General features: G+C 67.9%; 11 protein-coding genes, 2 tRNA genes and 1 riboswitch. All 13 genes read left to right on the forward strand.

The window, feature by feature from the left end; translation table 11 throughout:
• The first annotated feature begins 256 nt into the window (after window positions 1-256).
• The 13 genes from RM50_RS06350 (at window position 257) to RM50_RS06410 (ending at window position 13868) form a co-directional block, all read left to right on the forward strand.
• On the forward strand, window positions 257-3805 hold the full coding sequence (locus tag RM50_RS06350; RefSeq protein ID WP_043451014.1) for an Rne/Rng family ribonuclease: 3549 nt from the start codon (window positions 257-259) through the stop codon (window positions 3803-3805).
• A gap of 149 nt (window positions 3806-3954) precedes the next feature.
• Window positions 3955-4051, forward strand: a riboswitch (TPP riboswitch).
• On the forward strand, window positions 4041-5576 hold the full coding sequence (gene thiD / locus RM50_RS06355; RefSeq protein WP_430929391.1) for a bifunctional hydroxymethylpyrimidine kinase/phosphomethylpyrimidine kinase: 1536 nt from the start codon (window positions 4041-4043) through the stop codon (window positions 5574-5576). Its footprint overlaps the riboswitch before it by 11 nt.
• 264 nt (window positions 5577-5840) lie before the next feature.
• Window positions 5841-6149 carry a 50S ribosomal protein L21 gene (gene rplU, locus RM50_RS06360; RefSeq protein ID WP_003803420.1) on the forward strand — a complete coding sequence of 103 codons (309 nt, stop codon included), beginning with the start codon at window positions 5841-5843 and terminating at the stop codon, window positions 6147-6149.
• A gap of 61 nt (window positions 6150-6210) precedes the next feature.
• Window positions 6211-6474 carry a 50S ribosomal protein L27 gene (rpmA, locus tag RM50_RS06365; protein WP_009372867.1) on the forward strand — a complete coding sequence of 88 codons (264 nt, stop codon included), beginning with the start codon at window positions 6211-6213 and terminating at the stop codon, window positions 6472-6474.
• A gap of 118 nt (window positions 6475-6592) precedes the next feature.
• Entirely contained in the window at window positions 6593-8182 is a 1590-nt protein-coding gene (obgE, locus tag RM50_RS06370) for a GTPase ObgE (protein WP_043451016.1), read from the forward strand.
• A complete protein-coding gene (gene proB, locus RM50_RS06375; RefSeq protein ID WP_043451018.1) occupies window positions 8172-9323 on the forward strand; it encodes a glutamate 5-kinase in 1152 nt (383 codons plus the stop codon). Before obgE ends, proB begins: the two co-directional genes overlap by 11 nt.
• Before the next feature lie 26 nt (window positions 9324-9349).
• A complete protein-coding gene (locus tag RM50_RS06380) occupies window positions 9350-10732 on the forward strand; it encodes a glutamate-5-semialdehyde dehydrogenase (RefSeq protein ID WP_043451020.1) in 1383 nt (460 codons plus the stop codon).
• Between the two features lie 77 nt (window positions 10733-10809).
• Window positions 10810-11049 carry a hypothetical protein gene (locus RM50_RS06385; protein WP_043451021.1) on the forward strand — a complete coding sequence of 80 codons (240 nt, stop codon included), beginning with the start codon at window positions 10810-10812 and terminating at the stop codon, window positions 11047-11049.
• A 1-nt stretch (window position 11050) separates the two neighbouring features.
• The gene (gene nadD / locus RM50_RS06390; RefSeq protein WP_156133846.1) at window positions 11051-11719 is read left to right on the forward strand and encodes a nicotinate-nucleotide adenylyltransferase; all 669 of its coding nucleotides are present in this window, start codon (window positions 11051-11053) and stop codon (window positions 11717-11719) included.
• A gap of 7 nt (window positions 11720-11726) precedes the next feature.
• Entirely contained in the window at window positions 11727-13001 is a 1275-nt protein-coding gene (locus RM50_RS06395; RefSeq protein ID WP_043451025.1) for a hypothetical protein, read from the forward strand.
• Window positions 13002-13048: 47 nt separating this feature from the next.
• Complete coding sequence (gene rsfS, locus RM50_RS06400; RefSeq protein ID WP_043451027.1) at window positions 13049-13450, forward strand: ribosome silencing factor; 402 nt, start codon at window positions 13049-13051, stop codon at window positions 13448-13450.
• A gap of 115 nt (window positions 13451-13565) precedes the next feature.
• A tRNA-Ala gene (locus RM50_RS06405) sits at window positions 13566-13638 on the forward strand.
• A gap of 154 nt (window positions 13639-13792) precedes the next feature.
• Window positions 13793-13868: transfer RNA gene (locus tag RM50_RS06410), tRNA-Ala, on the forward strand.
• Window positions 13869-13913 lie beyond the last annotated feature (45 nt).

Here is a 13913-nt window from a genome sequence, read left to right on the forward strand (position 1 = left end):
GACCGCCAATGATGAGCAGGGCAGGCTTCGGATTCTTCCGGCACTCCCGCGACTCCATTGGGCGGCACCTGGTTGTGGCACGCAGAACAACGGGTTTTCGAAACATCCGCCGGCTCCCACGGGCTGCCGCACCCCAACGACGGTGCGAACCTGGGAGTATCCACTTGACTTCTGTCAACGCCTGCGGGTTTTGACAATATGTGCCCCAATGGGTGCCGGATGTGGCGGTACGTCAGGGGCAGGAGTGTTGCCACATATGGACAATGATCAGGAACTGGCCGTTAACGAAGATGCAGCGGCCGCTGCACCCAAGAGGGCTGTGCGCACCCGCCGCAAGACGGCTCCCAAGGCCGAGGCCGCCCCGGCGGACGCTGGCGCCGTGGCGCCTGCGGAGGCAGCCACCACCCCCGGTGCCGACGACGGAGCAGTAGAGGCCCTCGCGGAGCCCAAGGCTCCGGCCCGGCGCACCCGCGCCCGGAAGAAAGTTGACGCCGCCGAGCCCCTGCCCGCCTTCGCCGGTGAAGCGGACGCCGCCTCGCCGGGTACCGGCGTCGAGGCTCCTGCGGCAGCTGCCGAGAGCCCCGCACCGCAAGCTGCTTCCGACGCCGCGGCCGCCCCCGACGTGGCTGATGCCGAGGCCAAGCCCGTGCGCCGCCGTCGCGTAGCTACCCGCAAGGCTGCGTCCCCCGCCGCCGCGCCGCAGCCCGAAGCAGAGGCCGTGGCCGCACCGGCGGAATCCGCTGTTGCGGAAGCACCGGCTGGGGAACCAGCCGATGCAGAGGTACCCGCCCAGGAAGCACCCGCCCAGGAAGCGCCGGCCCACGAAGCTCCAGCCACGGCGGCCGCAGGCCCGGCAGCAGCCCCCGAACAGGACCAGGATCAGACCCCACAGGCCACAACCGCCGGTGGAGCTGGCGGTGCCGTGGAAGCGGCCGCCGCATCAGCGCAGGGTGCAGCCCAGGAGCAGACCAAGGAACCCGTCCCGGCCCAGGAACCCGCGCCGGCACAGGAACCCGCCGCAGCCCAGGCGGGGGAGCCGTCCAAGGCCGGGTCCGCCCCGGCAGCCGCCAGCCCGTTCGGGTCCTTGTTCCTTGAACCCGCTTCCCCCACGTCCGTCATCTTCCAGGCACCCGACCTGAGTACCGTGGTCCGCCCCGCTGTGCCGGCCGTCGAGGAGCCTGAGGAAGACGAAACCGACGACGGCGACGACTCCTCCAGCCGCCGCAGGCGCCGCAGCCGGGGCCGGCGGGGCCGCAGCCGCACCGGCGACCGGGCCAGTGAGGACGCCGAGGCCGGCAGCCCAGACACTGACGCCGAGGACGAAGCCGACGAAGACAACGCCGCACAGCTGGAAGACGGTGTCACCTCCCGCCGCCGTCGCCGCCGTCGCCGCGGGGACCAGGACCTTGAACTGACCGGCGGCGGGGACGACGATCCGCCCAACACGGTGACCCGCGTCCGTGCACCGCGGCCGGTGAGCGAAGCACCGGTGAACAACCGGGTCACGAGCGTAAAGGGCTCCACCCGCCTGGAAGCCAAGAAGCAGCGCCGCCGCGAATCCCGAGACACGGGCCGCCGCCGCACCGTCATCACGGAAGCCGAGTTCCTGGCACGCCGCGAATCCGTCGACCGGCAGATGATCGTCCGCCAGCGCGACGACAGGATCCAGATTGCGGTCCTCGAAGACGGCGTCCTGGCTGAGCACTTCGTGTCCAAGACGCAGCAGGACTCGCTGATCGGCAACGTCTACCTGGGCAAGGTCCAGAACGTGCTGCCGTCCATGGAAGCGGCGTTCGTTGACATCGGGCGCGGCCGCAACGCCGTCCTGTATGCCGGCGAGGTCAACTGGGAGGCAGTGAACCTCGAAGGCAAGCAGCGCCGCATCGAAAACGCGCTGAAGTCCGGTGATACCGTGCTGGTCCAGGTCACCAAGGACCCCGTGGGCCACAAGGGTGCCCGCCTCACCAGCCAGATCTCGCTTCCCGGCCGCTACCTTGTGTACGTGCCCGGCGGATCCATGACCGGCATCTCCCGCAAGCTGCCCGACGTCGAACGCAACCGCCTCAAGCGCATCCTCAAGGACCGGCTGCCCGAGCACGCCGGTGTCATTGTCCGCACCGCCGCCGAAGGCGCGTCCGAGGAAGAGCTGACGCACGACATCAACCGGCTGCGCGCCCAGTGGGAAGGCATCGAAAGCCAGGCGGCGTCCACCAAGATCCTTGCCCCCGAGCTGCTTTACGGCGAGCCGGACCTGACCATCAAGGTTGTCCGCGACGTCTTCAACGAGGACTTCTCCAAGCTCATCGTTTCCGGCGAGGAAGCCTGGGACACCATCGAGGCCTACGTCACCTACGTGGCGCCTGATCTGGTGGGCAGGCTCGAGAAGTGGACCAAGGACCAGGACATTTTCTCGGCCTGGCGCATCGACGAGCAGATCCACAAGGCCCTGGAGCGCAAGGTCTTCCTGCCCTCCGGCGGCTCCCTGGTGATCGACCGCACCGAAGCCATGACCGTGGTGGACGTCAACACCGGCAAGTTCACTGGCAGCGGCGGCAACCTCGAGGAGACGGTCACCAAGAACAACCTCGAAGCCGCCGAGGAAGTGGTACGCCAGCTGCGGCTGCGCGACATCGGCGGCATCATCGTGATCGACTTCATCGACATGGTGCTCGAATCCAACCGTGACCTGGTCCTCCGCCGCCTGGTGGAATGCCTGGGCCGCGACCGGACCAAGCACCAGGTCGCGGAAGTGACGTCACTGGGCCTGGTCCAGATGACCCGCAAGCGCATGGGCACCGGGCTGCTGGAAGTCTTCGGCGAACAGTGCGAGGCCTGCGCAGGCCGCGGTGTAGTGACCCACGACGATCCCGTGGAGCACCGCCGCGCCAACATCGTGGCCGCCGAGCACCATGTCCAGCGCACCGACAACCGTCCCGAGCCCCGCGGCGAAGCGCACCGCCCGGAAGGGCACCGGAACGACGCCGCCCAGCCGGGGGTCCGTCCGGAGCGCAAACGCCGCCGCGGCCGCGGCAACCAGCAGCCTGAAGCGGCTCCGGCCCCGGCAGTCCACGTCCACACCGTCCAGCCCGACCCGACAGATGCCGAGCGGCACGCCAAAGCGGAGGCCACCAGGCTTGCCCTGGCCAACATCGCAGCGGCCGCGCACGCGGCGCACCTGCACGACGACGAGGTGGCCGCTGCACGGCAGGTGCCCTCCGTTCCGCCTGCTGCCGCACCCGACGGGGAGAAGCACGACGACGGCTCCCCGGCGCGTCCCGCGGCGGTCCTGACGTTCGGCGGCGAGCAGGTCCCGCTTCCGTTCGTGGAGCACGCCGAGGAGCACCACCCCAAGCCGGCACTCACCCTGGACCGGCTGGCCGAAGCGTTCGCGCACCTCGGCCAGCCCGCCTCTGCCATGGAGGATGCACCGGCCAAGGACGCGGCTGCCCAACAGCCTGCCGAAGCCGAACAGCCCAGGAACGCCGAACGGCCCAGGGAAGAAGCGGCGCCGGTGCAGCAGCCGGCTGCGCTGGAAGCCCCGGCGGAAAAGGATTACTCCGACCACACGCTGGAGCAGTCCCGCCAACGCCGCCCCCGGCGCCACCGGGCCGCCAGCCGTGCCCAGGGTGCCGCCAACGAGACCGCCGTCCAGCACCACGAGAACGTCCAGGCCACTGGCGCCGGGCACTCGCACGCCGCGAAGGCACCCGAGTCCGGCAAACACGGGGCTGCCACGGCGGAACCGGGCAAGGCGGCGGAGGAACCCATCATCCTCGGCGTCGGGGTGCCCGCCTCGGAGCTCTAAGCCCACGCAGGACCACCGCGCCACCCGGGAAGTCCCCGTCCGGTGGACTGTTCCCCTCCGAATAACGGGGGAACAGTCCACCGGGCGGGGACTATCTGCATGCCGGGGACTGTCACCTTTCCCGCGCCCGGGCGTCAGCAGCTAGTCTGGAAACCGACACGGGGTGCCGCGCACAGGCCGGCTGAGATCCAGACCCGTTGAACCTGTCCGGCTAGTACCGGCGAAGGGATGTCTCTTGTCTTCGACCCTCTCCATACCCCTCCCGGCTGTCCTGGAGGCTGCCCCGCAGCCCGCTGGCCGTGCCGTCCCCCGAGTGCTCTCCATCGCCGGTTCCGACCCGTCAGGCGGGGCCGGCATCCAGGCGGACCTCAAGAGCATCGCCGCCCATGGCGGCTACGGTATGGCCGCCATTACCGCGCTCACCGCACAAAACACCCGGGGTGTGCAGGACGTGCATGTTCCTCCCGCCGGGTTCCTGGCCCGGCAGCTGGATGCTGTCAGTGATGACATCAGCATTGACGCCGTCAAGATCGGCATGCTGGGTGATGAAGCGGTCATCCGCACTGTCCGCGGGTGGCTCGAAAAGGTGCGCCCCGCCGTCGTGGTCCTCGACCCGGTGATGGTGGCAACCAGCGGTGACCGGCTCCTGCAGGAATCGGCCGAAGCCGCGCTGCGGGAACTGCTGCCCCTTGCCCACCTCATCACCCCGAACGTGCCCGAGCTCGCCATGCTGGTGGGGGAGGACCCGGCGTCGGACTGGGAAGCGGCGCTGGACCAGGGCAGGCGCCTCGCAGCGGCCACCGGGGCCACCGTGCTGGTCAAAGGCGGCCACCTCGCGGGTCCCGGCTGCCCGGACGCCCTGGTCAACACCGGCGGCCTCCTGGGCCAGGAAGTGGTGGAAGTCCACGGTGCCCGGGTTGCCACCCGCAACAGCCACGGTACCGGCTGCTCGCTGTCCTCCGCCATGGCCACCGTGCAGGCGCGCCTGGGCGACTGGGAAGCGGCCCTCCGGACGGTCAAGCCCTGGCTGGCAGGTGCCCTGGAAAGCTCCGGCACGCTCGAGGTAGGCCAGGGGAACGGACCGGTCCACCACTTCCACCACGTCCGCCCGGCCCTGCCCGAAGGCGGCTTCGCGGCCCTCCTGTGGGCGGAAGCGCAGCAGGACCTCGAGGCTATCTACGCGCTGGACTTCATCAACGGCCTGGCCTCCGGCGGCCTCGCCGAAAAGGACTTCGCCTATTACCTGGCCCAGGATGCCCTGTACCTCAACGGCTACTCGCGGGTGCTTGCCCGTGCCAGTGCCATGGCCCCCTCCGAGGCCGAGCAGCTGTTCTGGGCCGGCTCCGCCCAGCAGTGCCTTGAGGTGGAATCGGAACTGCACCGCTCGTGGCTCAGCACCCGGCCCGCGCCCACCGGCCTGGGCCCCGTCACCAAGGCGTACGTCGACCACCTCACCGCGGCCTCGGCGTCGGGCAGTTATGCTGTCCTCGCCGCCGCGGTCCTGCCCTGTTTCTGGCTCTACGCGGAGGTGGGCGAAAAACTGCACGCCCGCTTCCTTGCCTCCGGCGAACCGGCCGGGCACGCCTACGCGGACTGGCTTCGCACCTATGCTGACGAGGGCTTCGCCGAGGCCACCCGCAGGGCCATTGCCATCGTGGACGCAGCGGGACGGAACGCGTCCGACCATGAGCGGTCAGCCATGGTCACCGCCTTCAAACAGTCGTGCCGCCTCGAACTCGAGTTTTTCGACGCGCCGCGGCTGCATTCCTGACCGCCGGCAGGCGGCGGCACCAGTATCATGGAACGGCACGGTGACGGCGCAGCCGCCGGCTTGTGGTTACTATCACAGCCGGCCCGCCGGAACCAGCCTCATTTGCGGCCGGAGTCGGATTTAGCGTATTCTGGATCTTCGGTGCTTACGCCAACACTTGGGTTATGACCCCACGGCGTTGAGGCACAGCGAAAAAGCAGGCTTTTAGTGAGTCGGTTACGCACGCAAATTTTGTTATAAACGTCGAGAGAAGTGAGTTCCCAAGTGGTGTACGCGATTGTCCGCGCAGGCGGCCGCCAAGAGAAGGTTTCCGTTGGAGACTTCGTTACCCTGAACCGCGTCGCCGGTGGAGCCGGCAGCACCATTGAGCTGCCCGCACTGCTCCTGGTTGACGGTGACAAGGTCACCTCCGCCGCCGCCGACCTGGCCAAGGTAACTGTTACGGCTGAAATCCTCCAGGACCTGCGTGGTCCTAAGATTGTCATCCAGAAGTTCAAGAACAAGACCGGTTACAAGAAGCGCCAGGGTCACCGCCAGGAACTGACCAAGGTCAAGATCACCGGCATCAAGTAACCACCGGTTACTGTTCAGGTATTTCAACAGATTCCCCAGAATTTAGAGGCAGGCATTTCAGATGGCACATAAAAAGGGCGCGAGCTCCACTCGCAACGGTCGCGATTCCAACGCTCAGTACCTCGGCGTCAAGCGCTTCGGCGGTCAGGTCGTTTCCGCAGGCGAGATCATCGTCCGCCAGCGTGGCACCCACTTCCACCCGGGCGCCGGCGTTGGCCGTGGCGGTGATGACACCCTGTTCGCCCTGACCCCGGGCGCCGTCGAGTTCGGCACCCGCCGCGGTCGTCGCGTGGTCAACATCGTTGCTGCTGCAGCTGCAGAGTAACAACAAGTTCTGAACCGGTGGAGCGGGCCTGAGGGTCCGCTCCACTGTTCTTTTAACCGCATTACAATCGATGTGGCGTCCCCGGGCGCCATGTAAACAGCATCTGAGGGAGATCCACGTGGCCAGCTTTGTAGACCGGGTAGTACTGCATGTATCCGGCGGTACCGGCGGCCACGGATGCGTCTCCGTCCACCGTGAGAAGTTCAAGCCCCTCGGCGGTCCCGACGGCGGCAACGGCGGCAACGGCGGCGATGTGATCCTCCGCGTGGACCACCAGACCACCACGCTCCTCGACTACCACCACGCACCGCACCGCCACGCCAGCAACGGCGGGCCCGGCATGGGCGACTGGCGCGGCGGCAAGAACGGCGAGACCCTGGTCCTGCCCGTTCCGGACGGCACTGTCGTCAAGACCAAGGACGGCGAAGTCCTGGCCGACCTGGTGGGGGAAGGCACCGAGTACATTGCCGCAGCCGGCGGCCTGGGCGGACTGGGTAACGCCGCGCTCTCTTCGCAGAAGCGCCGCGCCCCCGGATTCGCGCTGCTGGGCCTCGAAGGCGAGTCCCGCGACATCGTCCTGGAACTGAAGTCCATCGCTGACATCGCCCTCGTGGGGTTCCCCTCCGCCGGCAAATCCAGCCTCATCGCCGCCATGTCCGCTGCCCGTCCCAAGATCGCCGACTACCCGTTCACCACCCTGGTGCCGAACCTCGGTGTGGTGCAGGCCGGCGACGTCCGGTTCACCATCGCTGACGTTCCCGGACTGATCGAAGGGGCCAGCGAGGGACGCGGCCTGGGCCACCACTTCCTGCGCCACGTGGAGCGCTGCGCCGCCCTGGTCCACGTGCTGGACTGCGGTACCCTCGAATCCGAGCGTGACCCCCTCTCGGACCTCGCCATCATCGAAGGCGAGCTGGAGAAGTATGCGGTGGACATGAGCTATGCGGGCCAGGACGGCGAGGTGGTTCCGCTGAACCACCGGCCCCGGCTGGTAGCGCTCAACAAGGTGGACCTGCCTGACGGCAAGGACATGGCCGAATTCGTCCGGCCGGAACTCGAATCCCGCGGCTACCGCGTCTTCGAGGTGTCGGCCACCAGCCATGAGGGCCTGCGCCAGCTGGGCTTCGCCATGGCAGAGATCGTCAAGGCGGCCCGCGACGCCATTGCCGCCGCCCCGCCCAAGGTCCAGCCCACCGTGCTGCGCCCCCGCGCCGTCAACGAGGCCGGGTTCAAGATCCGCCGCGAAGAGAAGAACCTGGAACCGCTCTTCCGCGTCCTGGGCGAAAAGCCCGAGCGCTGGGTCAAGCAGACGGACTTCACCAACGAGGAAGCCATCGGCTACCTGGCCGACCGCCTCGCCAAGCTCGGCGTGGAAACCGAACTCTTCAAGCAGGGCGCCAAGCCCGGCGACACCGTGGTTATCGGCGGCGAAGACGGCGTCGTCTTCGACTGGGAGCCCACCATGATGGCCGGCGCCGAGCTTCTTGCCTCCCCGCGCGGCACCGATGTGCGGTTCGCCGATATCGGCGACCGGCCCACGCGCAGCCAGAAGCGCGAAGAGCAGCAGGAGCGGCGGGATGCCAAGGCAGCCGCCCGCGCCGAGCTTGAGGCGGAACGGAAAGCCGGAATCTGGACCGAATCCGTCAGTGGACGCCGCGCTGCCAAGCCGGTCAAGGAGAGCGGACTGGAAGCGGACGATGACCTCTAGGGGCATGACCGCGGAGCCGGCTGCGCGCACCGCGGACAGAAGTGCGCTGGCAGGAGCCCGCCGGATCGTCGTGAAGGTGGGATCCTCCTCGCTGACCAGCATCAAGGGCGGCATCTCGGAGGAGTCGCTGACCGCACTGGCGGACGCGCTGGCGGCCAAACGCAACGCAGGTGCCGAAATCATCCTGGTTTCCTCCGGCGCCATCGCCGCCGGTCTCGCGCCCCTGGGCCTGGCCAAGCGTCCCCGGGACCTGGCCACCCAGCAGGCAGCCGCGAGTGTGGGCCAGGGACTCCTGATGGCCCGGTACACCCAGGCCTTCGCCGCGCACGGCGTCACCGTCAGCCAGGTCCTGCTCACGGCCGAGGACCTGATGCGCCGCAGCCAGCACACCAATGCCCTGCGCGCCATGGACCGCCTGCTCAATCTGGGTGTCGTCCCGGTGGTCAACGAAAACGACACCGTGGCCACGCATGAGATCCGCTTCGGCGACAACGACCGGCTCGCCGCCCTGGTGGCTCACCTCGTCCGGGCCGACGCACTCGTGCTGCTCTCCGACGTCGACTCCCTCTACGACGGTCCGCCCGCCCAGGGTGCCAGGCGCATCCCCCTGGTCACCGGCGCGCACGACCTCGAAGGCGTCTCCATTGGCAAGGCCGGCAAGGCCGGCGTGGGCACCGGCGGAATGATGACCAAAGTGGAGGCTGCCACCATGGCGGCAGGTTCCGGAATCCATGCCCTGGTGACGTCCACCCCCAACGCTGCGGCTGCGCTGAACGGCGAGGATGTGGGGACCTGGTTCTCCGTCAACGGCTCCCGGAAGCCGGTCCGCCTGCTCTGGCTGGCTCATGTCGCCTCGGTGCAGGGCCGCCTGGTCCTGGACGACGGGGCAGTTCGCGCCGTCCGGCACCACCGGACCTCCCTGCTGCCCGCCGGCATCTCCGCGGTGCGCGGTGATTTCGAAGCGGGCGACGCCGTGGAGCTGGCCGGTGCCGACGGCACGGTCATTGCCCGCGGACTGGTGAACTACTCGTCGGAGGAACTGCCGCGGATGCTCGGCCGGTCCACGCGCGAGCTGGCCGAGGAAATGGGTACCGGCTACGACCGCGAAGTTGTTCATGTTGATGACCTGGTGCTGGTCTGAGCCGCGGGCTCGCCTAAACTTGGACCATGACTGAAGCCCTGATCCACTCTGCCGAACATTCCGGAACCACTGCTGCCCAGGCGCAGCCGGGCGGATCAGCAGAACCGGCGTCGGCTGGTGCTCCTGTTTCGGGTTCGGAACTGTCCGCCGCAGAGGTGGAAGCCGCAGTCCATGCCATCGCCGACCGGGCCCGGCACGCCGCCCGCCGCATGGCCACGGCCAACCGCGCCTGGAAAGACCGCGCCCTCCGGGCTGTGGGCGCGGCGCTGCAGGAAAACGTGCCCGCCATCCTTGCTGCCAACGCCATGGACCTGCAGCGCGGCAAGGACAACGGCACCTCCGCGGCACTCCTGGACCGCCTCACCCTCACCGACGCACGGGTTGCCGCATTGGTGGGAGCCCTGGAAAACCTGGCGAACCTGCCCGACCCCGTCGGCAACGTGGTGCGCGGCCAGACGCTTCCCAACGGGTTGCGCCTGCGCCAGGTGAACGTCCCCATGGGTGTGGTGGCAGCCATCTACGAGGCCCGGCCCAACGTCACGGTGGACATTGCCGGACTGGCGCTCAAGAGCGGCAACGCAGTCATCCTCCGCGGCGGCAGCGCTGCCGAAGCCACCAACCAGGTCCTGGTTCGGATCCTTCGCGAGGCCCTCGAGTCCGTCGGCCTTCCCGCCGACGCGGTGCAGACGGTCGACCAGTATGGCCGTGCCGGCGCCAATGTCCTGATGAAGGCCCGCGGCCGGGTGGATGTGCTGATTCCGCGCGGCGGCCGTGACCTGATCCAGACCGTCGTCACCAACTCCGCCGTCCCCGTGATCGAGACGGGGGAGGGGAACGTGCACATCTTCCTCGACGAATCCGCCGATGAGGACATGGCCGTCGAGATCCTGCTCAACGCCAAGACCCAGCGGCCCGGCGTCTGCAACACCGTCGAGACGCTGCTGGTCCACTCGGGCTCGACGGTGCTGCCCGCCGTCGCCACCGCACTGCGCGACGCCGGTGTCCGCCTCCATGTTGACGCCCGCATCAGTGCCGCGCTGCCCGCCGGAATAGACGCCCAGCCGGCAACGGACACCGACTGGGCCACCGAGTACATGGACCTGGACCTGGCCGTTGCCATGGTGGACAGCCTGGACGAGGCCGTGCAGCACATCCGCACCTGGTCCACCGGACACACGGAAGCCATCCTCACGAACAGCCTCGCCAATGCGGAGCGGTTCATTGCCGAGGTGGATTCCGCAGCGGTCATCGTCAACGCTTCCACGCGGTTTACCGACGGCGGGGAGCTGGGCCTGGGTGCCGAAGTTGGCATCTCGACGCAGAAGCTGCATGCCCGCGGCCCCATGGGCCTGACCGAGCTCACCACCACGAAATGGATCGTCCAGGGCGAAGGCCAGGTCCGCGCGTAGCGACGCGGTAACATAGACCAGAACCCGGAAAGCAGTGGAAGGTTCCGCTGCCCGTAAATCCTTGAATAGGGGAGAAAATGCTGCTCCAGCAGATCGCCATGTCCGTCGCCGCCGCAGGTGAAGAAGGCCACGAGGAGCTTGCTCCACTGTGGGCCGCGCCCTGGGTCTTCGGCGTGTCCATGTTCGCCATCTTCGTGGTGCTGATGTTCATCACCTTGTCCTACACCAACCTGGGCAACCGGCACACCGCCACGGAGGAGCACGCGGATCCGCACCGCCAGCACCCCAACAAGCACGATCGCGGGCAGGGCCACTAACATTTCCCACACACTGCACCGCAATGGTGCCCGGGGGAGGCTGCGGCTGGGCGTGATGGGCGGGACATTCGATCCCATCCACCACGGCCACCTGGTCGCGGCCAGCGAAGTCGCGGCGGAGTTCGACCTTGACGAGGTAGTTTTCGTCCCCACCGGGCAGCCATGGCAAAAGTCCCATAAACAGGTCAGCGAGCCCGAACACCGCTACCTGATGACCGTTATTGCCACGGCCTCCAATCCGCGCTTCACCGTCAGCCGCGTCGACGTGGACCGTCCCGGTCCCACCTACACCATCGACACCCTGCGCGACCTCCGGGCCCAGCGTCCCGATGCCGACCTCTTCTTCATCACCGGCGCCGACGCGCTGGCACAGATCCTGTCCTGGAAGGACATTGACGAACTGTGGTCGCTGGCCCACTTCGTGGGGGTCACCCGGCCGGGGCACGTCCTTGACGGCATGGGCCGCGACGACGTGAGCCTCCTCGAAGTTCCCGCCATGGCCATCTCGTCCACCGACTGCCGTGCCCGCGTGGCTGCCAACCACCCGGTCTGGTACCTGGTCCCGGACGGGGTAGTCCAATACATCGCCAAGTATGGCCTGTACGCCGACGCTGCCGCACCCGCGGATAACCCAACGTCCGAAGCACGCGAACCAGCCAGTACTGAATGAGTTCACAATGAGTCAGGAACAGCCCCCCATCCGCAGCCGCCGGGAACTCCGGAAAGCCAGGGACGCCCAACAGGCATCCCAGGCCGCCACGGAGCAACGTCCGCCTGTTGGTGACCGGGTGGCCGGAGGGCAGCCCATGCCGGCACCGCAGGACCAGGCGCCTGCCTCCGCTCCCCGTGAAGCTTCCCCGGCGCAGCCGCAGGTTCATTCCGACCCCACGCCTACCCAGCGCTCCTCCCAGATCCGGGCCAGGGACCGTGCCGCCCTTCGCGCCATCAAGGAACTTGAGGAAAAGGAAGGCCAGCTCGCCGCCGGCGGCCCGCCCACCCGGCGCCAGCTCCGGCTGCAGCAGCTTAAGGAACAGGCGCTTACCGCCGCCAACCCGGTTGTCCCACCCGCCGCTCCGGCTTCTCCCACGACATCCGGCAACGCCAAGGACACCCGCGCCACCGGTCCTGCTGCCACATCCGGTCCTGAAGTCCCGGAGCCGGCTCCCGGAAGCGCCCCCGCGGGCATGACCGTGGAGCAGGCGCTGGAAGCGCGGGCGCTCATCGCCGCGCAGGCCAGGAACCAAATCGCCAAGATGGAGCACATCGCCTCCACGGATCCGGAGGCGGTGGACCCGGAAATCCTGGCGGAGCAGATTGCCCTCGCCGAGCGTGCCGCTGTCATGAACCGGCGGGCGATGGCCCGGCAAAAGCTGGCCGAGCAGGCAAACAGCCCCGCCGCACCGGCACGGGAAACGGCTGCAAAGGACTCCGCTTCGCGTGACTCCGCAGCCAGGGACAAAGCGGGCCCCTCCACAGCCAACAACCTGGCCATGGTGACGCCCCTGGAGTTCGTCCAGGTACCCGGCGTCGACCGTCCGGTCATGAAGCCGCCGGCAACATCGCACGTTCCCGTCACCACCCGGCCCGGTACCAAGGTCACTCCCGGCGGCGGCAAGCGCAAGCCTGCCGCCCGTCCCAAGGCACCCGCTGCCGACTCCGCCGCCGGCCGCTCCAAGGTCATCGCACGTGCGGAGGCCGCAGCAAAGGCCGCCAGCAGGCCCATGCCGATGGCACGTCCCGGCAACCAGCCGGAGAACCCGTCGGAGGACCTGTTCGAGGACCTGCCGCGCGTTCCTGCCCGGTCTGCCTACGGCCTTGATCCGCTGGATGCCGCCACTGCCGGCCTCACCCGGGCCAGGCGCAACCGCATCCTCCAGTTCTGCATCCTCGCGTTCGGGATCCTGGCCCTCGTTGCCGGCATCATCCTGATCGTCAGCGGCATGTCGCGCTGACACCTGCCGGCCGGCACCACCATCTCTTCACCAAACCAAGGAGTCCCGTGACTGCAACAGAAACATCCATCGCCATAGCCCGCACAGCCGCCAAGGCCGCCGCGGACAAGATTGCCCAGGACATCGTCGCCATGGACGTCAGTGAGCGCCTCGCCCTCGCCGACGTCTTCCTCATTGCGTCAGCCCCCAGCGAACGCCAGGTCAACGCCATCGTGGATGGCATCGAGGAGGAACTCGCCAAGCAGGACCTGCGTCCGGTCCGCCGCGAAGGCCGTTCCGGCGGCCGGTGGGTGCTGCTGGACTATGCCGACGTGGTCATCCACGTCCAGCACGAGGAAGACCGCGTGTTCTACGCGCTGGAGCGTCTCTGGAAGGACTGCCCCGTGGTGGACCTGGAACTCGGCGACGACGCATCGGCCAAAGCCGGCGCTGTTTCCGAGGGCGAATAGTCCCTCCGGGAACGTGAATATTCCCGATTTGGAATTTTCGGAATTGCTGTTCTAAGATATTTGAGTTGCTTCGGGGGAGACCCCGAAGGAAGCTCGGAAAGAGCAGCAACAATCCGGGGCTGTGGCGCAGCTGGTAGCGCACCTGCATGGCATGCAGGGGGTCAGGGGTTCGAGTCCCCTCAGCTCCACCGGAGAGTCCGCCGGAACCACAGTGGTTCCGGCGGACTTTTTAGTTTCCCCGGCAGTTTCCGGGGCAGAAACCTCCCGATTGGCGTCCAGCGGAAAAGTGCATTACTCTGGTCAGGTTGCTCCGGGGAATTCGACCGGAAAAGACAAGAGTACGGGGCTGTGGCGCAGCTGGTAGCGCACCTGCATGGCATGCAGGGGGTCAGGGGTTCGAGTCCCCTCAGCTCCACCAGTACAAGGAAAAAGGAACCATCACCACGGTGATGGTTCCTTTTTT

Source organism: Pseudarthrobacter phenanthrenivorans, from assembly GCF_000813845.1.
Classification (GTDB): domain Bacteria; phylum Actinomycetota; class Actinomycetes; order Actinomycetales; family Micrococcaceae; genus Arthrobacter; species Arthrobacter phenanthrenivorans_B.